22 protein-coding genes, 2 tRNA genes and 1 pseudogene are annotated in these 24,533 nt (G+C 59.9%); 17 read left to right on the top strand and 8 right to left on the bottom strand.

Annotated elements, in window-relative coordinates:
* Positions 1 to 34 precede the first annotated feature (34 nt).
* The 15 genes from ftsH (at position 35) to PG898_RS12175 (ending at position 16,161) form a co-directional block, all read left to right on the top strand.
* Positions 35 to 1,987 carry an ATP-dependent zinc metalloprotease FtsH gene (gene ftsH / locus PG898_RS12105; protein ID WP_041205193.1) on the top strand — a complete coding sequence of 651 codons (1,953 nt, stop codon included), beginning with the start codon at positions 35 to 37 and terminating at the stop codon, positions 1,985 to 1,987.
* An 84-nt stretch (positions 1,988 to 2,071) separates the two neighbouring features.
* Entirely contained in the window at positions 2,072 to 2,917 is an 846-nt protein-coding gene (folP, locus tag PG898_RS12110; protein ID WP_042648791.1) for a dihydropteroate synthase, read from the top strand.
* Positions 2,918 to 2,934: 17 nt separating this feature from the next.
* A complete protein-coding gene (glmM, locus tag PG898_RS12115; RefSeq protein WP_042648792.1) occupies positions 2,935 to 4,269 on the top strand; it encodes a phosphoglucosamine mutase in 1,335 nt (444 codons plus the stop codon).
* A 131-nt stretch (positions 4,270 to 4,400) separates the two neighbouring features.
* Positions 4,401 to 5,165: a triose-phosphate isomerase gene (gene tpiA, locus PG898_RS12120; protein WP_042648793.1), complete on the top strand. Its 765-nt coding sequence runs from the start codon at positions 4,401 to 4,403 to the stop codon at positions 5,163 to 5,165.
* Complete coding sequence (gene secG / locus PG898_RS12125) at positions 5,166 to 5,492, top strand: preprotein translocase subunit SecG (protein WP_042648794.1); 327 nt, start codon at positions 5,166 to 5,168, stop codon at positions 5,490 to 5,492. It begins immediately after the preceding gene.
* A 9-nt stretch (positions 5,493 to 5,501) separates the two neighbouring features.
* A tRNA-Leu gene (locus tag PG898_RS12130) sits at positions 5,502 to 5,586 on the top strand.
* Between the two features lie 91 nt (positions 5,587 to 5,677).
* A tRNA-Met gene (locus PG898_RS12135) sits at positions 5,678 to 5,754 on the top strand.
* Between the two features lie 166 nt (positions 5,755 to 5,920).
* Positions 5,921 to 6,379: a ribosome maturation factor RimP gene (rimP, locus tag PG898_RS12140; protein ID WP_025326064.1), complete on the top strand. Its 459-nt coding sequence runs from the start codon at positions 5,921 to 5,923 to the stop codon at positions 6,377 to 6,379.
* 14 nt (positions 6,380 to 6,393) lie between these two features.
* Entirely contained in the window at positions 6,394 to 7,896 is a 1,503-nt protein-coding gene (gene nusA, locus PG898_RS12145) for a transcription termination factor NusA (RefSeq protein ID WP_042648795.1), read from the top strand.
* 20 nt (positions 7,897 to 7,916) lie between these two features.
* Entirely contained in the window at positions 7,917 to 10,613 is a 2,697-nt protein-coding gene (gene infB / locus PG898_RS12150) for a translation initiation factor IF-2 (protein ID WP_005326640.1), read from the top strand.
* Between the two features lie 55 nt (positions 10,614 to 10,668).
* Complete coding sequence (gene rbfA / locus PG898_RS12155; RefSeq protein ID WP_005326642.1) at positions 10,669 to 11,103, top strand: 30S ribosome-binding factor RbfA; 435 nt, start codon at positions 10,669 to 10,671, stop codon at positions 11,101 to 11,103.
* Between the two features lies 1 nt (position 11,104).
* The gene (gene truB, locus PG898_RS12160; RefSeq protein WP_042648796.1) at positions 11,105 to 12,064 is read left to right on the top strand and encodes a tRNA pseudouridine(55) synthase TruB; all 960 of its coding nucleotides are present in this window, start codon (positions 11,105 to 11,107) and stop codon (positions 12,062 to 12,064) included.
* Positions 12,065 to 12,224: 160 nt separating this feature from the next.
* On the top strand, positions 12,225 to 12,494 hold the full coding sequence (rpsO, locus tag PG898_RS12165) for a 30S ribosomal protein S15 (protein WP_005326646.1): 270 nt from the start codon (positions 12,225 to 12,227) through the stop codon (positions 12,492 to 12,494).
* A gap of 180 nt (positions 12,495 to 12,674) precedes the next feature.
* Positions 12,675 to 14,822: a polyribonucleotide nucleotidyltransferase gene (gene pnp / locus PG898_RS12170; RefSeq protein ID WP_042648797.1), complete on the top strand. Its 2,148-nt coding sequence runs from the start codon at positions 12,675 to 12,677 to the stop codon at positions 14,820 to 14,822.
* 133 nt (positions 14,823 to 14,955) lie between these two features.
* The gene (locus PG898_RS12175; RefSeq protein WP_270824258.1) at positions 14,956 to 16,161 is read left to right on the top strand and encodes an MDR family MFS transporter; all 1,206 of its coding nucleotides are present in this window, start codon (positions 14,956 to 14,958) and stop codon (positions 16,159 to 16,161) included.
* A gap of 9 nt (positions 16,162 to 16,170) precedes the next feature.
* Here PG898_RS12175 and PG898_RS12180 read toward each other — a convergent pair whose 3' ends face one another.
* On the bottom strand, positions 16,171 to 16,524 hold the full coding sequence (locus PG898_RS12180; protein WP_270824257.1) for a DsrE/DsrF/TusD sulfur relay family protein: 354 nt from the start codon (positions 16,522 to 16,524) through the stop codon (positions 16,171 to 16,173).
* A gap of 159 nt (positions 16,525 to 16,683) precedes the next feature.
* Here PG898_RS12180 and PG898_RS12185 point away from each other — a divergent pair, with 159 nt between their 5' ends.
* Entirely contained in the window at positions 16,684 to 17,076 is a 393-nt protein-coding gene (locus PG898_RS12185) for a DUF1090 domain-containing protein (RefSeq protein ID WP_270824256.1), read from the top strand.
* 74 nt (positions 17,077 to 17,150) lie between these two features.
* Here the strand turns inward: PG898_RS12185 and PG898_RS21245 are convergent.
* The 3 genes and pseudogenes from PG898_RS21245 to trhP all read right to left on the bottom strand — a co-directional run.
* Positions 17,151 to 17,234: pseudogene (locus PG898_RS21245) on the bottom strand (YfhL family 4Fe-4S dicluster ferredoxin); the annotation flags it as partial.
* Between the two features lie 132 nt (positions 17,235 to 17,366).
* Positions 17,367 to 17,615 (bottom strand): YfhL family 4Fe-4S dicluster ferredoxin, encoded by a 249-nt coding sequence (locus tag PG898_RS12190; protein ID WP_005326658.1) that lies wholly within the window; start codon positions 17,613 to 17,615, stop codon positions 17,367 to 17,369.
* 1 nt (position 17,616) lies between these two features.
* Positions 17,617 to 18,978: a prephenate-dependent tRNA uridine(34) hydroxylase TrhP gene (trhP, locus tag PG898_RS12195; protein WP_041205198.1), complete on the bottom strand. Its 1,362-nt coding sequence runs from the start codon at positions 18,976 to 18,978 to the stop codon at positions 17,617 to 17,619.
* Positions 18,979 to 19,434: 456 nt separating this feature from the next.
* On the opposite strand from trhP, the gene PG898_RS12200 reads away from it, so the two are divergent.
* On the top strand, positions 19,435 to 20,361 hold the full coding sequence (locus PG898_RS12200) for a L,D-transpeptidase family protein (RefSeq protein ID WP_005326662.1): 927 nt from the start codon (positions 19,435 to 19,437) through the stop codon (positions 20,359 to 20,361).
* 78 nt (positions 20,362 to 20,439) lie between these two features.
* Here the strand turns inward: PG898_RS12200 and PG898_RS12205 are convergent, their stop codons facing one another.
* From PG898_RS12205 to fldB, 4 genes are all read right to left on the bottom strand, one after another.
* The gene (locus PG898_RS12205; RefSeq protein ID WP_005326664.1) at positions 20,440 to 20,835 is read right to left on the bottom strand and encodes a VOC family protein; all 396 of its coding nucleotides are present in this window, start codon (positions 20,833 to 20,835) and stop codon (positions 20,440 to 20,442) included.
* Positions 20,836 to 20,966: 131 nt separating this feature from the next.
* A complete protein-coding gene (locus PG898_RS12210) occupies positions 20,967 to 22,307 on the bottom strand; it encodes a TldD/PmbA family protein (RefSeq protein WP_270824255.1) in 1,341 nt (446 codons plus the stop codon).
* The gene (locus tag PG898_RS12215) at positions 22,307 to 23,707 is read right to left on the bottom strand and encodes a TldD/PmbA family protein (RefSeq protein WP_161506932.1); all 1,401 of its coding nucleotides are present in this window, start codon (positions 23,705 to 23,707) and stop codon (positions 22,307 to 22,309) included. The genes PG898_RS12210 and PG898_RS12215 overlap by 1 nt, the downstream gene beginning before the upstream one ends.
* A gap of 306 nt (positions 23,708 to 24,013) precedes the next feature.
* Positions 24,014 to 24,532 carry a flavodoxin FldB gene (gene fldB / locus PG898_RS12220; RefSeq protein ID WP_042649634.1) on the bottom strand — a complete coding sequence of 173 codons (519 nt, stop codon included), beginning with the start codon at positions 24,530 to 24,532 and terminating at the stop codon, positions 24,014 to 24,016.
* Position 24,533 lies beyond the last annotated feature (1 nt).

Below are 24,533 nucleotides of genomic sequence, written 5' to 3' on the forward strand. Positions count from 1 at the left end.
TCATCGTTAACTGTCAGTCTGCGAGGTCATTGATTTGAGTGACATGGCGAAAAACCTAATCCTGTGGCTGGTCATCGCCGTCGTGCTGATGTCGGTGTTCAATAGCTTCAGCCCCAGCGATACCACCAGTCGCCAGCTGGACTATTCCAGCTTCGTGAAAGAAGTGACCCAAGAGCAGATCCGTGAAGTGCGGATGGATGGCAAGGTCATTAATGGCGTCAAACGTACCGGTGAACGTTTCACCACCATCATCCCTGCGCCGGATCCCCAACTGCTTAACGACATGCTCAACCATAACGTGAAGGTGATGGGTGAGAAGCCGGAAGAGCCGTCTCTGATCACGTCAATCTTTATCTCCTGGTTCCCGATGCTGTTGCTGATCGGTGTCTGGGTCTTCTTCATGCGTCAGATGCAGGGCGGCGGTGGCAAGGGTGCCATGTCGTTCGGCAAGAGCAAGGCTCGCCTGATGAGTGAAGATCAGATCAAGACCACCTTCGTCGACGTGGCGGGTTGTGACGAGGCAAAGGAAGAGGTCAAAGAGCTGGTCGACTATCTGCGCGATCCGACCAAGTTCCAGAAACTGGGCGGCAAGATCCCCACCGGCGTGTTGCTGGTAGGCCCGCCTGGTACCGGTAAGACCCTGCTGGCCAAGGCCATCGCGGGTGAGGCCAAGGTGCCCTTCTTCACCATCTCCGGTTCCGATTTCGTCGAGATGTTCGTGGGTGTCGGCGCCTCCCGGGTGCGCGACATGTTCGAGCAGGCCAAGAAATCCTCCCCCTGCATCATCTTCATCGATGAAATCGATGCGGTCGGTCGCCAGCGTGGCGCCGGTCTGGGTGGTGGCCACGATGAGCGTGAGCAGACCCTGAACCAGATGCTGGTCGAGATGGATGGTTTCGAAGGCAATGAAGGCGTCATCGTCATCGCCGCGACCAACCGTCCAGACGTGCTGGACCCCGCTCTGCTGCGCCCGGGTCGTTTCGACCGTCAGGTCGTGGTCGGTCTGCCGGATGTCCGCGGCCGTGAGCAGATCCTGAAGGTGCACATGCGCAAGGTGCCGTTGGCGGATGACGTCAATCCGGCGCTGATTGCCCGCGGTACACCCGGTTTCTCTGGTGCCGATCTCGCCAACCTGGTCAACGAGGCTGCCCTGTTCTCCGCCCGTGAGAGCCGCCGCGTGGTCTCCATGCTGGAATTCGAGAAGGCCAAGGACAAGATCATGATGGGCGCGGAACGCCGCTCCATGGTGATGAAAGAGTCCGAGAAGGAGATGACGGCTTATCATGAAGCCGGTCACGCCATCATTGGTCGTGTCGTGCCGGATCATGATCCCGTCTACAAGGTCTCCATCATCCCGCGCGGTCGTGCGCTGGGTGTGACCATGTATCTGCCGGAGCAGGATCGCTGGAGCCACTCCAAGCAGCATCTGGAGTCGATGATCTCCAGCCTGTACGGCGGTCGTCTGGCGGAAGAGCTGATCTACGGTACCGAGAAGGTATCGACCGGTGCCTCCAATGACATCGAGCGTGCTACCGACATCGCGCGCAAGATGGTCACTCAGTGGGGGATGTCCGAGCGCCTCGGCCCCATGCTCTATGCAGAAGAAGATGGTGAAGTGTTCCTCGGTCGCAGCATGGCCAAGGCCAAGCACATGTCCGACGACACCGCGCGTGTCATCGATGCCGAGGTCAAGCAGGTCATCGATCGCAACTATGCTCGTGCCAAGCAGATCCTGCAGGACAACATGGATGTACTGCACACCATGAAGGATGCCTTGATGAAGTACGAGACCATAGATGCTAAGCAGATCGACGATCTGATGGCACGTCGTGAGGTTCGTGCTCCCAGCAACTGGCATGATGAGCACGGTGATACCCCGCAAGGTGGCGCCAGTGTGAGCCGCGAGCCCGAGGTCAAGGCGCCGTCCGATGACAGCAGTGCACCGCTGAATGACATCGACAAGGCGAACGATGTCCCGGCCAAATAAGCTTTCATGATCCAAACCCCGGGCTTGCCCGGGGTTTTTCTTTATGCGGATACCCAGATTTTCTTGTAACAGGTAGATGTAAAGATGCAACTAATCAGCAAGGGGCGCAGCCTCTCCCTGGAGCGTCCCCACGTCATGGGGATCCTCAACGTGACTCCGGACTCCTTCTCCGATGGCGGCCGCTTCAAACCACTTGAACTGGCGCTGGCTCATGCTCGTCAGATGGTGGAGGAGGGAGCCACCCTCATCGACATCGGTGGCGAGTCGACCCGCCCGGGCGCACCCGACGTGAGCGAGCAGGAGGAGCTGGACAGGGTTATCCCTGTGGTCGAGCGGATGGTGCAGGAACTCGATGTGATGATCTCCCTCGATACCTCCAAGGCTGCCGTGATGAGGGCGGGCTGCTCGGCAGGCGCTCACCTCATCAATGACGTGCGGTCCCTGCTCGAGCCCGGTGCCCTGGCTGCAGCGGCAGGGGCTGACGTGCCCGTGTGTCTGATGCACATGCAAGGCCAGCCGAGAACCATGCAGGCCGAACCTCATTACGACGACTTGCTGGGGGAAGTGAGGGCCTTCTTCGACGAACGGATAGTCGCTTGCCTGGATGCAGGGATCCCGCGTCGGCACCTGCTGCTGGATCCGGGTTATGGTTTTGGCAAGACGGTGGCACACAACTATCAGTTGCTGGCCGAACAGCAGAAGTTGTTGGATTACGGTCTGCCGCTCTTGGTGGGGATGTCGCGAAAGTCTATGATAGGCAATCTGCTTGGCCGCCCCGTTGATGAGCGGCTGGCCGGCAGCCTGGCCTGCGCTCTGATCGGGTTGCAACATGGCGCCAGGATCATCCGGGTGCACGACGTGCGAGCCACCATGGATGCTCTGCGCGTTGGCTGGATGGTAATGACGGGACAAGATTTCATATCCAAATAAAAAAACGAGAACAGACAATGACCAGAAAGTATTTTGGCACCGATGGTGTCCGCGGCAAGGTTGGCGAATTTCCGATCACCCCGGATTTCGTGATGAAGCTGGGTTGGGCCGCCGGCAAGGTGCTCTCCAAGAAGGGCACCAAGAAGGTGCTGATCGGCAAAGATACTCGCATCTCTGGCTATATGCTTGAATCCGCCCTGGAAGCGGGCCTCTCCGCAGCGGGCCTCAAGGCCATACTGATGGGTCCCATGCCGACGCCGGCGGTGGCCTACCTGACTCGCACCTTCCGTGCCGAGGCTGGCATCGTCATCAGCGCCTCCCACAACCCTTATTACGACAACGGCATCAAGTTCTTCTCCGCCGATGGCACCAAGCTGCCCGATGAAGTGGAGCTGGCCATCGAGGCCGAGCTGGATAACGAGCTCAAGTGCGTGGAGTCCGCCGAACTTGGCAAGGCGCAGCGCATCGACGATGCCGCCGGCCGTTACATCGAGTTCTGCAAGAGCACCTTCCCCACCCATCTGAGCCTGGAAGGAGTGAAGATGGTGGTGGATTGTGGCCATGGAGCCACCTATCACATTGCCCCCTCGGTGTTCCGCGAGCTGGGCGCCGAGGTGATTGCCATAGGTTGCAGCCCGGATGGCCTCAACATCAACGATGGGGTGGGCTCCACCGCACCGGAGGCGCTGGCCGCCAAGGTGCTGGAGTGCAAGGCCGATCTCGGTGTTGCCTTCGACGGTGACGGCGATCGCCTGGTGATGGTAGACAGCACTGGCTACATCATCGACGGCGACGAGATCCTCTACATCATCGCCCGCGATGCTCTGCGCAACGGCCGCCTCAAGGGCGGTGTGGTAGGTACTCTAATGGCCAACATGGGTCTGGAGCTGGCGCTGCAGACGCTCGGTATTCCATTTGCCCGTGCCAAGGTGGGTGACCGCTACGTGCTCGAGATGATGAACGAGAAGGGCTGGCGCATCGGTGGCGAGAACTCCGGTCACATCATCTGCCTGGACCAGACCACCACAGGGGATGGCATAGTCGCCGCCCTGCAGGTGCTGACGGCGGTGTGCTCTGCGGAGATGCCGCTGGCCAAGCTGCGCTCCGGCATGAGCAAGTTCCCCCAGGTACTGGTGAACGTGCGTTTTGCCGAGGGCAAGGATCCGCTGGCGGCCGAAGCCGTGCAGCAGGAAGTGGCCAAGGTGGAACAGGAACTGGGCGGCCGTGGCCGTGTCCTGCTGCGCAAATCCGGCACCGAGCCCTTGATCCGGGTCATGGTGGAAGGGGAGCATGAGCAACAGGTGCGTGACATGGCACAACGCATCGCCCAACAGGTCGAATCGGCGTTTTAATGAGCAACCAGGGCGATGTTTTAATCGCTCTGGTTGTATCTTGTTCAAACGATTCGAAAATTTGAAAATAGCACTTGTCAGCTGATCATCCTCTGGATATTATCAGCCCCGCTTTCGCAAGGGAGTTGCCGATGGGACATCGCAAGCCGTTTGTAGCCGCCAACTGGAAGTTACACGGTAGTAGGTCGCAGTTAGAGCAGTTTACGAGTCAATGCCTGAAGGGTGTTGGTGATGATGTAGATGTTGTTCTCTGTCCTTCCCATGTGCATCTCGACTTTACCGCACGACTGCTCGATGAGCAGAAGGTGATAAGGTTGGGGGCTCAGAATGTGAGCCAGCACAGACAGGGCGCTTATACGGGTGAAGTCTCGTGTGAGATGCTGGTCGAGGCAGGGTGCCGATACGTACTGGTCGGTCACTCCGAGCGCAGGCGTCTCTTTGGTGAGACCAGCTTTATCGTCGCAGAGAAGTTTGCGGCAGTCAGAGCGGCAGGTTTGATTCCCATCCTTTGTCTGGGGGAGTCAGGTGCGGCGAGGCAGGCGAGAAGAACCTTTGAAGTGATCGCCGAAGAGCTGGATATCGTCATAGAGAAAAATGGCGCGATGGCTTTCGATAATGCTATCATCGCCTACGAGCCGATTTGGGCTGTAGGTACAGGTAAATGCGCCACACCCGAGCAGGCACAAGAGGTTCATTCCTTTATACGTGGTCGCTTGGCGGAGGATACTCCGGTAATAGGTGAGAAAGTCAGAATCATCTATGGTGGGAGCGTGACGCCGACCAACGCGAGAGATTTGTTTGCCCAGCCCGACATTGATGGCGGACTGATAGGTGGAGCAAGCCTCGACAGCGATGCGTTTTTAGGAATTGTTGAAGCGGCAAAGGGTGCAAGTTAAATGTACGAGATTCTTTTAGTCGTTTATCTGCTGGTGTCACTGGCTCTGATCGGTCTGGTGATGATTCAGCAAGGTAAAGGGGCTGATATGGGCGCCTCCTTCGGCGCAGGGGCATCGAATACTGTATTCGGCTCCGGTGGTTCAGGCAGTTTCCTGACCCGCACAACTGCAATTTTGGCCACTCTGTTCTTTTTGATCAGCCTGGTGCTCGGCTCAATGTCAAGCAACAAGGTAAAACAGGGTAGCGAATGGGAAAATCTGCAACAGACTCAGCAAGTTGAGCAGACCAAAGCGCCAGTTAAGAAAGACGCTGACGTTCCCGAGTAAAGAGTTTTTGCCGTGGTGGTGGAATTGGTAGACACGCTATCTTGAGGGGGTAGTGCTCTAGGGTGTGCGGGTTCGAGTCCCGCCCACGGCACCAATTAAGCAGTGAACCCGGGTAACCGGGAAGTTATAGCCAGTCAGTCTTGTGTGATGAGAATGAAGTGGCTATAATCTCGCACGATTTCGGACGCGGGGTGGAGCAGCATGGTAGCTCGTCGGGCTCATAACCCGAAGGTCGTCGGTTCAAATCCGGCCCCCGCAACCAAATTTCACGCATTTCCTACGCTCAGGAAGGCGGTCGCTGCGAGGCGACAATCAGGGTAAAGCGCCAAGCCCCGATTTGACATCGGGGCTTTTTGTTATGTGCGATTTACTCTGAATCGATCTCTATCTGGGCTATATGCCCTTTTTTTGTTTTTCGGAGGGTGACTTTGGCTACGTTGGAACAACGTTTGACCGATCTGCTCGAGGCTCCGGTCGTTGCCTTGGGTTTTGAACTTTGGGGTGTCGAGTTTATCCGTGCGGGTAAGCACTCGACCTTGCGCGTCTTCATCGACTCAGAGCAAGGTGTGACGGTGGAAGACTGTGCCGAGGTGAGCCGCCAGGTTGGCGCCATCATGGACGTTGAAGATCCCATCACCGAGGAGTATTACCTCGAGGTTTCCTCCCCGGGCCTGGATCGTCCGCTGTTCAAGGTTGCCCAGTTCGAAAAATACGTTGGCCAAGAGGCGGCGGTTTCGCTTCGGATGGCAACAAACAACCGCCGCAAGTTCAAAGGCGTAATCAAAGCTGTGCAGGGGGACATGATCACCCTGACAGTAGATGGTAAGGACGAGGTGTTGGCTTTCACCAATATCCAAAAAGCGAACATAGTGCCGAACTTTGGTTAACGAGGCTATCGGATATGAATAAAGAGATTTTGCTGGTCGTTGACGCTGTGTCCAACGAGAAGGCTGTCCCCCGCGAGAAGATTTTCCAGGCTCTGGAGACTGCGCTGGCGACTGCGACCAAGAAAAAATACGAAGGCGAGATTGAAGTTCGGGTCGAGATCGATCGCAAGACCGGTGACTACGACACCTATCGCCGTTGGGTCGTGGTGGCCGATCAGGCTTCCATGGAGAACCCGTACGGGGAAATCACTCTCGAAGCCGCTCAGATCGAGCAGCCGGATATCCAGATCGGCGACTATGTTGAAGACCAGATTGACTCTGTCACCTTCGACCGCATCACCACTCAGACCGCCAAGCAGGTCATCGTGCAGAAAGTGCGCGAGGCCGAGCGTTCCCAAGTCGTTGACCAGTTCAAGGACAAGGAAGGCACCATCATCAGCGGCGTGGTCAAGAAGAGCAACCGCGACAACGTCATCCTGGATCTGGGCAGCAATGCCGAGGCCGTGATCTTCCGCGACGACATGCTGCCCCGTGAGACCTTCCGTCCCGGTGACCGCATCCGTGGTCTGCTCTATGCAGTCCGTCCGGAAGCCCGTGGTTCCCAGCTGTTCGTCAGCCGCTCCAGCCCGGACTTCCTGAAAGAGCTGTTCCGCATCGAAGTGCCGGAAATCGGCGAAGAGATGATCGAAATCATGGGCGCTGCCCGTGATCCGGGTTCCCGCGCCAAGATTGCGGTCAAGACCAACGATCGTCGTATCGACCCGATCGGTGCCTGTATCGGCATGCGCGGTGCTCGCGTTCAGGCGGTATCCGCCGAGCTGAGCGGTGAGCGTGCCGACATCGTGCTGTACGATGACAACCCGGCCCAATACGTGATCAATGCCATGGCGCCTGCCGATGTGGCCTCCATCATCGTTGATGAAGACAACCACACCATGGACATCGCCGTGGAAGCCGCCAACCTGGCCCAGGCCATTGGTCGCAACGGTCAGAACGTGCGTCTGGCTTCCCAGCTGACCGGTTGGGAGCTGAACGTCATGACCGTCGAGGACATGCGTGCCAAGCACCAGGCCGAGAACGATCGCATCCTGACTCTGTTCACCACAGCGCTGGACATCGACGACGATTTCGCCGGTCTGCTGATGGAAGAAGGTTTCTCCACCCTGGAAGAGATCGCCTTCGTACCCGTCAATGAGCTGCTGGCCATCGACGGTCTGGACGAAGACATGGTGGAAGAGCTGCGCAAGCGTGCCAAGGATGTCCTGACCACCAAGGCCCTGGCCAAAGAAGAATCCTTCGACGGCGTAGAGCCTTCCGAAGAACTGCTCAATCTCAACGGCCTTGGCCGTGACATGGCGTATGCCCTGGCCGCTCGCGGCGTCGGCACCCTGGAAGATTTGGCAGAGCAAGGTATCGACGACCTTGCCGACATTGAAGAGCTGACCGCTGAGAAAGCCGGTGAGCTGATTATGGCTGCTCGCAATATCTGTTGGTTCGGAGAAGAGCAGTCTGAATAAGATCAAACGGAGGAAAATGAATGGCAGAAGTATCAGTCAAACAACTTGCCACTGACATCGACACGCCGGTTGATCGTCTTCTCCAGCAGTTTGTCGATGCCGGTATCAGCAAGAGCAAGGCCGACGACCTCGTCAGCGAGTCTGAGAAACAGACTCTGCTGGCTCACTTGAAAAAACAGCATGGAGGTGACGAGATCACCGCACCAGCCCGCATGACATTGCAGCGCAAGACCAAGAGCACCATCAGTGTTCAAGGTACTGGCGGCAAGAACAAGGAAGTGCAGGTTGAAGTGCGCAAGACTCGCACCTATGTAAAACGCTCGGCGCTGGAAGATGAACAGCGTCAGGCGGAAGCCGAGGAAAAAGCGCGTTTGGAAGCAGAAGAAAAAGCTCGTCACGAGGCCGAGAACAAGGCTCGTCTCGATGCTGAAGAGAAGGCTCGCCGTGAGGCTGAGCAGGCTCGTCGTGAAGCTGAGGAAAAGGCGCGGATCGAGGCACAATCAAAGGCTCGACAGGCTCCACAGCCCGCCAAAGTAGCCGCTAGCACAGCTCAGCAAGAGGCAGAAAAGATGGCCAAGCGCGAAGCAGAAGAACTGAAGCGCCAACAGGAACAAACCGCTTTGCAAAAAGCAGAAGAACTCGCCGCCAAGAAAGCCGAAGAGGCTCGTCTGATGGCGGAACAGAACGGCCCTCGCTGGGCTGAAGAAGAAGCTGCTCGCGCCAAAGAGAGCAGTGATTACCATCTGACCACCAACAAGCATGCGCAAGCCGCAGAAGACGAGTTGGACCGGAAGGAAGAGACCAGTCGTCGCACTGCTGCTGCAGCGGTCAAGGCACCGAAAAAGGCTACTCGCCGCGAAGACGACCGTGACTCCCGCAACCCCCGTGCTCGCAAAGGCAAGCGCGGCAAGGTCGCCATGCCCAACGCCATGAAGCACGGCTTCAACAAGCCGGCTGCCGTGGTGAACCGCGATGTCGTCATCGGCGAGACCATCACTGTGGCCGAGCTGGCCAACAAGATGGCCGTCAAGGGTGTCGAAGTCATCAAGGCGATGATGAAGATGGGCGCCATGGCTACCATCAACCAGGTGATCGATCAGGAGACTGCTCAGCTGGTCGCCGAGGAGATGGGTCACAAGGTATTGCTGCGTCGTGAGAACGAACTGGAAGAGGCGGTACTGTCCGATCGTGACGAGACCTCCGAAGCCAAGCCGCGCGCACCTGTCGTGACCATCATGGGTCACGTCGACCACGGCAAGACCTCGCTGCTGGACTACATCCGCAAGGCCAAGGTTGCCGCTGGCGAAGCCGGTGGTATTACCCAGCACATCGGTGCTTACCACGTCGAAACCGACAGTGGCATGATCACCTTCCTGGATACTCCGGGTCACGCCGCGTTTACCTCCATGCGTGCCCGTGGTGCCAAGTCGACCGATATCGTGGTACTGGTCGTCGCTGCCGATGATGGCGTCATGCCGCAAACCATCGAAGCCATCCAGCACGCCAAGGCGGCAGAAGTGCCCATCGTGGTTGCGGTCAACAAGATCGACAAGCCTGAAGCGGATCCGGATCGCGTCAAGACCGAGCTGGCCCGTTACAACGTCATGTCCGAAGACTGGGGTGGTGACAGCCAGTTCGTGCACGTCTCCGCCAAATCCGGCGAAGGCATCGACGATCTGCTGGAAGCCATCCTGATCCAGTCCGAAGTGCTGGAACTGAAAGCGGTCGTCGATGGCATGGCCAGCGGCGTCGTGATCGAGTCCTTCCTGGACAAGGGCCGTGGTCCGGTCGCCACCGTACTGGTACAAGAAGGTACTCTGCGCCAGGGCGACATCGTACTGTGTGGTCTGGAATACGGTCGTATTCGTGCCATGCGTGACGAACTGGGTCGCGAGATCAAGGAAGCGGGCCCGTCCCTGCCGGTGGAAATCCTGGGTCTGTCCGGTGTGCCGTCTGCCGGTGACGAAGCCACTGTTGTACGTGACGAGAAGAAAGCCCGTGAAGTGGCGCTCTATCGTCAGGGCAAGTTCCGCGACGTCAAGCTGGCTCGCCAGCAGAAGGCCAAGCTGGAAAACATGTTCGCCAACATGACCGAGGGCGAAGTGTCCGAAGTGAACGTGGTGATCAAGGCCGACGTACAGGGTTCCGTGCAAGCTATCTGCGATGCACTGGTGCAGCTCTCTACCGACGAAGTCAAGGTCAAGATCGTGGGTTCCGGGGTCGGTGGTATCACCGAAACCGACGCTACCCTGGCAGCTGCTTCCAGCGCCATCCTGGTGGGCTTCAACGTCCGTGCCGACGCTTCTGCGCGCAAGGTCATCGAATCCGAGAGCCTGGATCTGCGTTACTACTCCGTCATCTATGACCTGATCGACGAAGTGAAGCAGGCCATGAGCGGCAAGCTGGCCCCTGAGTATCGTCAGGAGATCATCGGTCTGGCTGAAGTCCGTAGCGTCTTCAAGTCACCGAAGTTCGGCGCCGTTGCCGGCTGTATGGTCACCGAAGGTGTGGTCAAGCGTTCCAACCGTATTCGCGTTCTGCGTGACAACGTGGTTATCTATGAAGGCGAGCTGGAATCCCTGCGTCGCTTCAAGGATGACGTCAACGAAGTCCGCAACGGTTACGAGTGTGGTATCGCGGTCAAGAACTACAACGACGTGCGTGAAGGCGACCAGATCGAAGTTTACGAGACCATTGAAATTCAGCGGACTCTGTAAGCCGAGCGTTAGAACAAATAGGGGGCTGCGGCCCCCTTTTATCGCAGGATAGAATATGGCCAGAGAATTTAGCCGGACCCGTCGGGTCGGGCAGCAGATCCAGCGTGAAATCGCGCTGATCTTGCAGCGCGAGGTGAAAGACCCGCGCATCGGTATGGTGACCGTCTCCGACGTGGAAGTGTCCAAGGACCTCAACTATGCCAAGATTTACGTCACCTTCTTGCAGCTGGAGAATGACGCCGAGCGCATCGCGGAAGGGCTCAAGGGCCTGACCGAGGCGGCCGGTTACATTCGCAGCCTGCTCGGCAGCGCCATGCGTCTGCGGGTGGTGCCGGAGCTGCGTTTCTACTACGACCAGACCCTGGTCGAGGGGATGCGCCTCTCCAACCTGGTGACCAACACTGTGCGTGAAGACAAGCGTCGCATGACCGAAGCTGGTCGTGAAGAAGACGAAGCCGCACCGGATGATACAACTGAGGATAAAGCCTGAGATGTCTCGAAGACGTCGTTTCAAGGGCCGTGACGTACACGGTATCCTGCTGCTGGACAAGCCGACCGGTCTGACCTCCAACGATGTGTTGCAGAAGGTCAAGCGGATCTACAACGCGGCCAAGGCCGGCCACACCGGCGCCCTGGATCCCTTGGCAACCGGCATGTTGCCGATCTGCCTGGGCGAAGCCACCAAGTTCTCCCAGTATCTGCTGGAGGCGGACAAGCGCTATGAGGTGACCGCCAAGCTGGGCGAGCGCACCAACACCAGCGACTCCGACGGCGAGGTGGTCTCCACCCGTCCGGTGAACGTGGCCGTGGGTACCCTGATCGAGGCGCTGGACCAGTTCCGCGGCCCCATCATGCAGGTGCCGTCCATGTACTCCGCCCTCAAGCACAACGGTCGCCCGCTCTACGAGTACGCCCGTGAAGGCATAGAGATCGAGCGGGAAGCCCGTCCCATCACGGTATTCGAGCTCAAACTGCTGAGCTTTGAAGGTGATGAAGTGCGCCTCGAAGTGCACTGCAGCAAGGGCACCTACATCCGCTCCCTGGTGGACGATCTCGGCGAAGTGCTGGGCTGTGGTGCTCACGTCACCCAGCTGCGTCGTACCCAGGTGGCCAGCTATCCCTACGACAGGATGCTGACCCTGGAGCAGCTCGAATGTATCTTCGAGCAGGCCAAGGCCGAGAGCATTCCGCCGCGGGAGCAGCTGGATCCGCTGCTGCTGCCGATGGATACCGCAGTGGCGTCCCTGCCCGAGGTGAACATGTTGACGGCCGTGGCCGCCTATGTGAACCAGGGCCAGGCCGTGCAGGTGGCGGGTGCGCCGCAAAGCGGTCAGGTACGCATGACGGTGGGCCCTGAGCGCGAGTTCATCGGCGTCGGTGAGATCGACGACGAAGGGCGAGTCGCTCCCAAGCGGCTGGTGCGTTATCACGACGATCGCGACGAGGAGTGATCCTCTGGCGGTCTCGCCCTGGCTCACCGGCCAGGGCGCGTGCAGCTCGTTCCTCTTTGTCGTTGCGAAAAGGGGCGGCTGCGATTATGATACCGCCCTCATTTCACGGCTGAATTAGAGATTGGCTGTGAACCTTTAAACACTCTACTGGAGTAATACCATGTCTCTAAATGCTGAGATCAAAGCTTCCATCGTTGCTGACAACGCTCGTTGCGCCAACGACACCGGTTCCCCCGAAGTGCAGGTTGCCCTGCTGACTGCCCAGATCAACCATCTGCAAGGTCACTTCAAGGAGCACTCCAAGGATCACCACGGTCGTCGCGGTCTGCTGCGCATGGTTTCCCAGCGTCGTAAGCTGCTGGACTACCTGAAGCGTAAAGACGTTCAGCGTTACGCTGCTCTGATCGCCAAGCTGGGTCTGCGTCGTTAATCGACCATCAGATTTCGCGAAAAAGGGGAACCGTGAGGTTCCCCTTTTTTATGGATCATTTTTATCGCGCGGCAAACCGTTGCCTGCCTCACAGAATGCGTGCCACCGCTTACCTTTTGATGCGAATCAAGTATACTTGCACGCGAATTTAAAGCGCCAAATTGTAAAAAGGAAATTCACGTGAATCCTATTGTAAAGTCATTCCAGTACGGTCAACACACCGTCACCCTGGAAACCGGTGTGATGGCCCGTCAAGCCACTGCGGCCGTCATGGTCAGCATGGACGATACCTGCGTATTTGTGACCGTCGTCGGCAAGAAAGAGGCCGATCACGGCCGTGATTTCTTCCCGCTGACCGTCAACTACCAGGAGCGTACCTATGCTGCTGGTCGTATCCCGGGTGGTTTCTTCCGTCGTGAAGGCCGTCCGAGCGAAGGTGAGACTCTCATCTCCCGCCTGATCGACCGTCCTATTCGTCCGCTGTTCCCGGAAGGCTTCCTCAATGAGGTTCAGGTGGTTGCCACCGTCATGTCCGTGAACCCGGCCGTGTCCCCCGACATCGTTGCCATGATCGGTGCCTCTGCTGCCCTGGCCATCTCCGGCATCCCGTTCGGCGGCCCGATTGCTGCTGCCCGCGTGGGTTACATGAACGGTCAGTACGTGCTGAACCCGACCACCACCGAACTGCCCCAGAGCGATCTGGATCTGGTGGTTGCCGGTACTGCCAACGCGGTGCTGATGGTGGAGTCCGAAGCTGCCATCCTGTCCGAAGAGGTGATGCTGGGTGCCGTGGTCTATGGCCACGAGCAGATGCAAGTGGTGATCAACGCCATCAACGAATTCGCCGCCGACGTGGGTACCCAGCCGTGGGACTGGACCCCGCCTGCCGTCAATGAAGCGCTGAAAACCAAGGTTGCCGAGCTGGCCACCGCCGAGCTGGGTGAAGCCTACCGCATCACCGAGAAGGCCGTGCGTTACGCCGCCATCGGTGCCATCAAGGGCCGTGTGGTCGAGCAGGTCATCGCCTCCGGCGTGGAAGAAGATGCCAAGAAGATCGGCGAAGAGTTCCACAGCCTGGAAAGCCGCATCGTCCGTGGCCGTGTGGTCCGTGGCGAGCCGCGCATCGATGGTCGCGATCCGGAGATGATCCGCGCCCTGTCCGTCGGCACCGGCATCCTGCCCCGTGCTCACGGCTCCGCCCTGTTCACCCGTGGTGAGACTCAGGCCATCGTGGTTGCGACCCTGGGTACCGAGCGTGACGCCCAGAACATTGACGAGCTGTCTGGCCACCGTGCTGACCGCTTCATGCTGCACTACAACTTCCCGCCGTACTGCGTCGGTGAAACCGGCATGATGGGCAGCCCCAAGCGTCGTGAAATCGGTCACGGTCGTCTGGCCAAGCGCGGCGTTGCTGCCGTGATGCCGAGCGCCGCCGAGTTCCCGTACGTGGTACGCGTGGTGTCTGAAATCACCGAATCCAACGGTTCCTCCTCCATGGCCTCCGTCTGTGGTTCCTCCCTGGCGCTGATGGACGCGGGTGTGCCGATCAAGGCCTCCGTTGCCGGTATCGCCATGGGTCTGGTGAAGGAAGAAGAAGGTTTCGTCGTGCTGTCCGACATCCTGGGTGACGAAGATCACCTTGGTGACATGGACTTCAAGGTGGCCGGTACTACCCAGGGTATCACCGCGCTGCAGATGGACATCAAGATCGAAGGCATCACCAAAGAGATCATGGAGATTGCCCTCAAGCAAGCTCGTGGCGCTCGCCTGCACATCCTGAAGGTCATGGACGAGGCCATCCAGGCTCCCCGTGCCGAAATCTCCGATTTCGCCCCGCGCATCCACACCATCAAGATCAATCCTGAGAAGATCAAGGATGTCATCGGCAAGGGCGGTTCCGTGATCCGCGCCCTGACCGAAGAGACCGGCACCAACATCGAGCTGGATGATGACGGTACTGTCCGCATCTCCGCCGTTGCCAACGAAGCCGCCATGGAAGCCATCCGTCGCATCGAGGCCATCACTGCCGAAATCGAAGTGAACCGCATCTATGAAGGCAAGGTTGTGCGTCTGGCCGATTTCGGCGCCTTCGTCAACATACTGCCGGGTAAAGACGGTCTGGTACACATCTCCCAGATCACCGATGCCCGCGTGCAGAACGTGGCCGACTTCCTAAAGATCGGTGATGTGGTGAAGGTGAAGGTACTGGAAGTGGACCGTCAAGGCCGCGTGCGTCTCTCCATCAAGGAAGCGAATGCACCGACCGAAACCGCCGCCCCGGTTGCCGACGTGGCCGTTGCCGCCGTTGAAGAGCCGGCTGCCGAATAAGGCTGCCGTACTGTGAAAAAGCCGACCTCAGGGTCGGCTTTTTTTATGCCAGCGGGTCGGCAACATTGTTTCTTATGGAGCCCTCTGTTACAACATTGGGCTCCCCGTGCGACGGGCAACAAGGAGCAGTATGATGTCGTGGGCCCTTATCAGGCAGTTTCCTCCGCTAGTCTGGATCGTCATCTTGGGCACCTTCATGGTGCGCACCACCTTCTTCATGGTATGGCCCTTTCTCTCCATCCTGCTTTACCGCGACTACGGTCTGTCGGCGACGCTGATCGGCCTCATCCTGGGGGCCACGGCGGCACTCTCCACCCTGGTCAGCTTCTATGGCGGCTGGCTGTCGGACAAGTGGGGGAGGCGCAACATACTGCTGTTCGGCTGCCTGGTGTCCGCCCTGAGCGTCGCCCTGCTCGGCCTCTCCCATCAGGTGATCTGGCTGGCGATCGGAGTGATCGGCAGCGGGCTCTCCTACGGGCTCATCGACTCCCCTGGCAAGGCGCTGATGGCCGACAGCCTGGCCGAGCCCAAGGCCCGCGAATTGGCACTGCACCTGCGTTACTTCTTGCTCAACCTGGGGGCGGCCATAGGTCCCCTGCTCGGGGTCAGTTACGGCCTGAGTGCACGGCAGGAGACCTTCCTGCTGCTCAGTGTCAGCTATCTGCTGCTCGGCTTCATCTTTTTCGTCGGTTTTCGACTGGCCGCCTGTCAGCCAAGCCATGCCGCCGGCCCGGGCATGCGCGCCGTGCTGCGGGTGCTCTGGCAAGACAGGGGCTTCCTGCTGCTGACGATGGCCAACATGCTGCTGATGCTGGTCTATGCCCAGTTCGAGTCACCGCTCATCCAGTATCTGACCCGGGCGGGGACCCCTGAGGTGGAGCGCCTCATCGGCTGGCTGGTGAGCACCAATGCGCTGACCATAGTGATCCTGCAGTTCCCGCTGCTGCACCTGACCACCAATTGGTCTATCAAGCGCCGACTGCAGCTCGGGGTCGCCTTCTTCCTCAGCGCCCAGCTGCAGTTCGCGCTCGGGGATACCGCCATCTGGTGGCACTGGATAGTGGCGGTGATCCTGCTGAGCATCGGCGAGTGCATCCTGTTCCCGCTGCTCAATGTGCTGATCGATCAGATGGCGCCGGAGCACCTCAAGGGCAGTTACTTTGGGGCGGCCTCCATGTCCGGGCTCGGGATCGCCATCGGCGCCCTGCTGGGGGGCTGGATCCTGGCCAATTGGGGGGGCAGCTGGCTCTATGGCTGCATGGCGCTACTCTGCCTGGCGATCCTGATGCTCTATGGCCTGAGTACCCGGACCTCACGCCCGGCGCTGGTCCGGGCCTAGCCCTGAGCCCTAGAAAGTCAGCACCTTGTCGGCCGACAGTGTCCACTGGGCCAGCAGGGGCAGGGTGCATACCTCTATGCCCTCGATGAGGGGAAGGGCAGTGATGCCCCGCGCGTCTGTGCAGCTCTTGCACAGCCGGATCTGGGTACCCTGTGCCAGCAGGATCTCCAGCATCTGGCGCAGGTTGTAACCCTCGGCGGGGGATTGGCCCGCCAGGGCGGCGCTGACCGCGTCTGACATCAGGAAGAGTTTCAGGTCGATGCCTTCCTGCTCGTTGAGGGCTATCCCCAGGCGCAGGGCATTGAACAGAGATTCGGTGCCGTAAGGGGCACCGTTGGCGATGATGACGATCTGTTGCTTCATGGGACTCTCCGGGTTGAAAGGGGCATTGTAGCGTCGCCTGCATGGCGGCGGCATGACCCAGTGCAAACTCTGTCGTAGCCCTTTCCCTGTGCCTTGACCTCGGGGTATGAGTCAGGTTTCATAGGCGGCCATCCAGTATGACAGAGCAAAGAGGTCGTTATGTGGAAGATCGCCGGAATAGGATTATTGCTGTTGGCCGGACAGGCCTATGGCAGTGAAAATGTCGGCTGCAAGGCCAGGCATCAGGCAGTGACTGAGCAGCTTGCCTTCGCCCGGGCGCACGATAACGCGCAGCAGGTGGCGGGTCTGGAGCAGGCCCTGCGCAACATCGAGACCCATTGCACAGATGCCGGGCTCATTAAGGAGCAGCAAGAGAAGGTTGCCAAGCAGAAGCAAGAGGTGGAGGAGCGTCTGGCGGATCTGCAGAGCGCCCGGGTTTCGGGCAAGCCGGACAAGATTGCCAAGAAGCAGGCCAAGCTGGAGGCATCTCAGGCCGAGCTGCTGGAGGCCCAACGCGAGCTTGAGGCGCTGCAGAGGCTGGTCAAGCCCTGAGTGGGCGGTAGCGCAATAGAAAAAGCCGGGCATGCCCGGCTTTTTCTATTTCTGGATGACCCGCAGGCCTTGCACTACTGCCTGTGCATCAGCACAAACTTGTCCATCAGCTGCTCTTCGGTCTCCACGTGAGCGGGATCCCGGAGGATGCAGTCCACAAGGTGCAGACGCTGATGCCGGTGTTACTGCCTGCGCATCAGCACAAACTTGTCCATCAGCTGCTCTTCGGTCTCCACATGAGCGGGATCCCGGAGGATGCAGTCCACAAGGTGCAGACGCTGATGCAAATTTTACTGCCTGTGCATCAGCACAAATTTGTCCATCAGCTGCTCTTCGGTCTCCACGTGAGCGGGATCCCAGATGATGCAGTCGATAGGGCAGACGCTGATGCAGGTGGGCTTCTCATAGTGGCCGACGCACTCGGTGCAGCGATCAGGATCTATCTCGTAGATCTTCTCCCCCAGGCTGATGGCCTGGTTCGGACACTCGGGATCGCACATGTCACAGTTGATGCACTTGTCGGTGATGAGCAGCGCCATCTCAGGCCGCCGAGTGGGGCTGACGGGTGTCCTGACGATCGCCCAGGTTGCGCAGCAGGATGCCGTAGTTGACGTCGATCTCTTTGGGGACGGGCACATAGACCACGTGGCCGTTGCCCGGCGCGGTATCGATGAGCTCCCCTTTACGGTTCTGCATCTGCTCCAGGTTGAAGCTGACGTTGCCCTGCGGCGTCATCAGCTCCAGGCTGTTGCCCACCAGGAACTTGTTCTTCACTTCCACTTCCACCATGTCGCCCTGGCGACCGGTGATCTCGCCGACGAACTGCTGGGTGTCGGAGACAGAGTAGCCGTAGTCGTAGTTCTGGTACTCGCTGTGGTTGTGGCGGCGCAGGAAGCCCTCGGTGTAGCCACGGTGGGCCAGGTTCTCGAGGGTGCCCATCAGGGTCGGATCGAACGGACGACCGGCGACCGCGTCGTCGATGGCCTTGCGATAGACCTGGGCTGTACGGGCGCAGTAGTAGAAGGACTTGGTGCGGCCTTCAATTTTCAGCGAATGTACGCCCATCTTGGTCAGGCGCTCCACGTGCTCGACGGCGCGCAGGTCCTTGGAGTTCATGATGTAGGTGCCGTGCTCGTCCTCGAACGCCGTCATGTATTCGCCGGGGCGGTTGGACTCTTCCAGCAGCACCAGCGCATCGCTCGGCTTGCCGAGCCCCAGGGTGTTGTCCGGGCGCACTGCTATGGGCTCCTGACGGTGGACTATCTGGCCCACGTCATCTTCCTTGCCCTCGTGCACCTTGTACTCCCAGCGGCAGGAGTTGGTGCAGGTGCCCTGGTTGGGGTCACGCTTGTTGATGTAACCGGAGAGCAGGCAGCGGCCGGAGTAGGCCATGCAGAGGGCGCCGTGGACGAAGACTTCCAGCTCCATCTCGGGCACCTGCATGCGGATCTCTTCGATCTCGTCCAGGGAGAGCTCGCGGGAGAGGATGGCGCGGGTCAGGCCCATCTGATGCCAAAACTTCACCGTGGCCCAGTTGACCGCGTTGGCCTGCACTGAGAGGTGGATGGGCATGTCCGGGAAGGCTTCGCGCATCATCATGATGAGACCGGGGTCTGACATGATGAGCGCATCCGGCTTCATGTCCACCACGGGGCGCATGTCGCGGATGAAGGTCTTGAGCTTGGAGTTGTGGGGCTGGATGTTGGCCACCACATAGAACTGCTTGCCCAGGGCATGGGCCTCGTTGATGCCGAGCTGCAGATTCTCGTGATCGAATTCGTTGTTGCGCACCCGCAGGCTGTAGCGCGGCTGGCCCGCATAGACGGCGTCGGCGCCATAGGCATAGGCGTAACGCATATTCTTGAGGGTCCCGGCGGGGGAGAGCAATTCTGGTCTGAACATGTTGGACTCTTTCTGTCTGATTGCAAATCAGGACGGCGCCACCTGATGGCGCCGTATAGGGTCATCGGCATGGTGCGACCGTACTCGACGCACGGCCACCCGATGAGGTACACCCAGAGTACGAGATGACTCGATACTCCTGATAAAAGGGGTGCGAGATTGTACTCGTGACCGCGCCATCATGCAATTTGGGGCTAGGGGGGCGGACCGGATGAATGTTCATTTTGTGGTCAGATTGGTGGTGCTAGGGTAGCAGGCAGCCGATACGGCCGATTGTTGGGGGGAGAATGGCTCTTTTCCGTGAAAAAGCCCCATCTCCAAGTTGAAATTTTGTCCGGCTCAGGAAAGAATGCGCGCTCGGTTATTGGCCTCGGGCGAGCGTGACTCGTGACAAGGGACAGACCGAGGATGAACCGGCTTCAGGCCAACAGGTACAGGAAACCATACAGGAATTTTATGAATCCCCTTCGCATTGCCGCTTCGGCCCTTTTTTGCACTCTGACCCTGGTCAGCCAGCAGGCCGCCGCCGTTGAATACGCGCTGCCCGCCGCCAACAGTCGCCTGATCGGTGAGAACCAGGAATACGTGGTGCCCGCAGACAACCGTCCGCTGGAGCAGATCGCCGCCGACTTCCAGCTGGGCCTGACCAACATCATGGAAGCGAACCCGGGGGTCGACCCCTATCTGCCGACGCCGGGCAGCAAGCTGACCATTCCGCATCAGCTGATCCTGCCGAATGCGCCGCGCGAGGGGATCGTCATCAACGTGGCCGAGATGCGCCTCTACTACTACCCGAAAGGCAAGAACGTGGTACAGGTATTGCCCATCGGCATCGGCCAGCTGGGGGTCAACACCCCGGAAAACTGGATCACCAAGGTGGAGCGCAAGCGCGCCAACCCGACCTGGACCCCGACCGAGAACATCCGTCGCCGCTACGCCGCCCAGGGCAAGACCCTGCCTGCGGTCTGGCCGGCCGGTCCGGACAACCCCATGGGCCTGCACGCCCTCTACATCGGCAACCTCTATGCCATCCACGGCACCAACGCCACCTTCGGCATCGGTCTGCGGGTGAGCAGCGGTTGCGTGCGTCTGCGCGCCGATGACATCAAGTATCTGTTCGACAACGTGCCGGTCGGTACCCGCGTCCAGTTCGTCAACCAGCCGGTCAAGACCACGGTCGAGCCGGATGGCGGTCGTTACATGGAAGTGCACGAGCCGCTGTCGCGCACCGAGGAGGAGTTCAACTCCACCGCCTCTGTGCCGCTCCCCATGACCCCGGCCACCACCCGCTTCATCGCCCACATGGACAGCGATTCCAACGTGGTCAAGCAGGTGCTGGAACAGCGTACCGGCATGCCGACCCGCCTCAACCCGGAAGCCTGATTGCCTCTGCGAGGTGCTTGGTAACAATAACGGCGACCCCAGGGTCGCCGTTATTGTTTGTCATGTTGCTCATGTTGCTCAAGCAGCGGGCGGGGCATAGAGGGCCAGCCAGTTGCCTTCGGTATCCTCGATAATCACCCGGGAGCCGTGGCCGCTGCCGATGGAATGCAGGGGTTCGAGCACCCGCCCGCCGAGTCGGGGGACTAACTGCTCCGCCTCCTGCAACCTGTCACCCAAGGATAGGTAGATGAGGGGACCGGCGCCACCGGGCTGGTGGTATTTGTCCATGGGGCCGAGACAGGCCGCCGCGTTGCTGCCATCGTAGCGCAGCATGGCAAAGCGCATTTCCTCCTCCTGTATGGGGGTGACCTGCACATCGAGCAGGGCCGAGTAGAAGTCCATGGCGCGATCCAGATCCCGTGTCGGAATGTCGGCCCAGACCAGGGTGTTGTCCATCTTCGTATTCTCCAGCATGTTCCGGCCGATGCGGTCGGTGGCTCTTTGAGGGTAGGAGTGGGCGATGAGGGGCGTCATCAATGAAAAAACGGCGCCTGATGGCGCCGCTTCTGGATGGGGAAGGGAAGTGCTTTTCCCGCTTGATACAGTCACTTGCCTGCGATGTTCAGCCCGCCAAAGCGGATCAGCGGCGCGTAGAATCCCTTGCCATCGTTGTGATGCAGGGTGTCACCGACCGCTTCCAGCTCCCCGAGCAGGCGGTAGAAGTTGCCCGCCACCGTGATGCCGCGCACCGGCTGGATGCGTACACAGTCCCGGCACAGGAAACCCGAGGCGCCGAAGGAGAAGTCGCCGCTCACCGCATCGGCACCGGAGTGCAGACCGTCCAGCTTGACCAGCTCCAGATAGTCGCCGCTCTGCACCTCGCCCTCGCTGTGAGGACCTGTGCCAAATACCAGATGGCGGGCGGTTACATCGAGGGCGCTGCGGGCACTGCGGGCCGCCGAGCCATTGCTCGCCACCCCGAAGTGGCGGGCGGTGGTGCTGTTGTGGAGCAGGGTTTTCAGCTCCCCCTCGCCAATCAGCAGCAGATCCGAAGTGGCTGCCCCCTCGCCATCGAACGCCTTGATGTTCATGCCGCCGGGCATATAGGCCCGGCTCTCCAGAGTGAGCCAGCGTGACGCCACGCTTTGCCCCACCTTGCTGCGCCAGGGGTTGATCCCCTGCTGGGCCCACTTGCCCGACAGCGCCCCCTGGAAGCAGCCAAACAGGCTGGCAAAGCAGTTGGTGCTGAAGAGAACACTGTAGCGACCGCTTGGTACCGCTTCACCGGGCAGCAGGCCATCGGCCACGGCGTAGATCTGTTCGATAAGGGTCTGGCTATCCAGCTCGTCGAAGTGGCGGCCATACTGCCCTTGCGAGTGCATCGACTGGCGACCATCCCGCTCCACCAGCGCCGAGGTATAGCAACCGACGCTGAATTCACTGTGCTGGCAAAGGCTGCCCAGGCTGTTGGCGAGCCAGAGGCGGCTCTCCCCCTCGAAGAAGCTGTTGTAGGGGGCACCGGTCACATCGGGTTGTGCCAGCATATCTGCCTCGAGGCGCAGGGCCAGGGCTATCTTCTCCTCCACCGGCGTGGTGTCGGGCTGGTGGATCTCGGCGCAGTCGGTGGTGATCCGGCTGCCCGCCACCGAGATGCGCTGATCCGCGTCTACCTTGGCGAAGCGGCTGGCATCGAGCGCATCCTGCAGCATGGCATCCAGCGCCTGCTCATCGAGGGATTCCGAGTAGGCGATGCCGACCCGGCCCTCCTTGATCAGGCGAATACCGAGCTGCTGACTGCTGGTGACCTTGTATTCACCAAGCTCCCCTTTGTCGGCCTTGAGGGAAAAGGCTTTCTCCTGATTGGCGATGACGTCCGCCTCGGCGCCCAGATCGGCGACCTTGTCCAGCAGGCGGGTGAGCAGGGTGTTCATATCGAGTGTGCTCATCAGGCGTTCCCTCCCACCAGGATATTGTCCACTTTCAGCGCCGGCTGGCCCACCGAGGTGGGGACCGAGCCCGAGACCGAGCCGCACATACCGGCGGCCAGCGCCAGATTGCGCCCTACCATGGAGATCTCCTTGAGCACCTGGGGGCCAGTGCCAATCAGGGTCGCCGATTTGAGGGGCCGGGTTATCTTGCCGTGCTCGATGAGATAGGCCTCCTGCACGTTGAAGTTGAACTCGCCTGTGCCCGGCTGCACCGAGCCGCCCCCCATCTTCTTGGCGTAGATGCCGTGCTCGACTGTGGCCAGCATCTCCTCCAGGCTGTGGTTGCCCGGCTCTATGTAGGTGTTGCGCATGCGGGAGGTGGGGGCGAACTTGTAGGACTCGCGTCTTCCCGAGCCGGTGCGGGCATGACCTGTCTTGATGGCGCCCATTCTGTCCACCAGGAAGCCGGTGAGCACGCCATCCTTGATGAGCTGGGTGTGCTGGGTTGCCATCCCTTCGTCATCGACGTTGATGGAGCCCCAGGCGTTGCTCTGCAAGCCCTCGTCTACGGCGCTGACAGCCGGATTGGCGATAAGCTGGCCCATCTTGTCGTGGAATACCGAGGCCTTCTTGGCCACCGACGTGGTCTCCAGCAGGTGGCCGCAGGCCTCGTGGAAGATGACGCCGCCAAAGCCGCTCTCCATGATGACCGGCAGGGTGCCGCTCGGGCAGGGGGCGGCGCCCAGTTTCACCAGCGCCTGCCGAGTGGCGGTGAGAGCCAGCTCCCGCGGATCTATGCGATCGGCATGCTCCCAGCCCATCAGGGCACCGGGGGCCTCGTAGCCCACGCTCTGCTCGCCCCCTTCCACCGCTATGGTCTGGGCCATGATGCGGTTGTAGTGGCGGCGATCTGCCACCTGAAGCCCTTCGCTGTTGAAGATCTCTACCTCCTGCTCCCAGCCCAGCACATTGCCGGAGAACTGGCTCACCTTGCTGCTCTCGGCGCGGGCCACGGCATCCATGGCGTGCAGGTAGGCGATCTTCTGCTCCAGCTGCTTGTCGGCCGAGAGCGGCAGGGCCACCGGGTTGCGGTCTGTGATGGGGGTGAAATCGAAGGCGGTGGCGGTGACCATGGGGTCACGTCTGTCCTTGGCCGCCAGCAGGCTGACGATGCGCAGCAGCTCCTCGCGGCTGGCCAGGTTGGTGTAGCCGTAGAGCACCTTGTGGCCGTAGCACAGGCGCACGCCTATGCCGAAATCGAGGCCACCGCTGATGTTCTCTATCTGGCTGGAGAGCAGGCTGAGCTGGCTGCGGCGCTTGCGCTCCACGAACAGTTCGGCGAAGTCGGCACCCAGCGCCAGGGCGTGATCGAGCACGTCGCGGGCGATGGCGGGGGCCAACAGAGAGAATGAGGTCATAGAATATCCTTTTCTGGTCTGTTTCCTGTTTGCTTCCGACACCCGTTCTGATTGTGTTATGGGGTGTCGATTGCATTGTTGCAGACCAGCACAAAAAAGTCGCCATAGCGTCATGCGATGATACCGATTGAGAAAATCGGTGCGATAACTGCGACCGGCAGCCAGTGTGGCTGGCTGCCGGCAGGGGAAATCAACGCCGTCTGTTGAGCTCCATCAAGGGTCTCTCAACTCACTGTTCGATGGGGGACCGGGTCTGGTCGTTGACGCTGACTGGCGCCGCCAAGCGGGCAACCCCCACCGCCGGGCTCACAACAGCTCGTGGATCTCGCTGAGGATCTGATCGACCCACTGCTCGATACGGGATTCGGTCTGGTCGTACTGGTTGGCGTCGTCGAGGGCCAGACCGACGAAGTGACGGCCATCGTCGATCAGCGCCTTGGAGGCATCGAACTCGTACCCTTCGTTGGGCCAGTAACCCACCAGCCTGACCCCCTTGGGCACCAGCTGATCGTGCAACAGGCCGAGGGCATCCTGATACCACTCGCCATACCCCAACTGATCGCCCATGCCGAACAGGGCGATGATGCGCCCTTCCAGAGGTACATCCTTGATGTCCTCCCAGTGGGATTCCCAGTCCTCCTGCAGCTCGCCGAAGTCCCAGGTGGAGATGCCGAGAATCAGGATGTCGTACTCCTGCATGCGGGCCAGGGGCACGTCCTTGATGTTGTGGAGATCAACCAGCTCGGGGCCAATGAGGGCACGGATCTTCTCGGCGGCCATCTCGGTGTAGCAGGTGGTTGAGCCGTAAAACAAACCTATCTTCATC

Source organism: Aeromonas sp. QDB31 (genome assembly GCF_027707605.1).
Taxonomy (GTDB): Bacteria; Pseudomonadota; Gammaproteobacteria; order Enterobacterales; family Aeromonadaceae; genus Aeromonas; species Aeromonas media.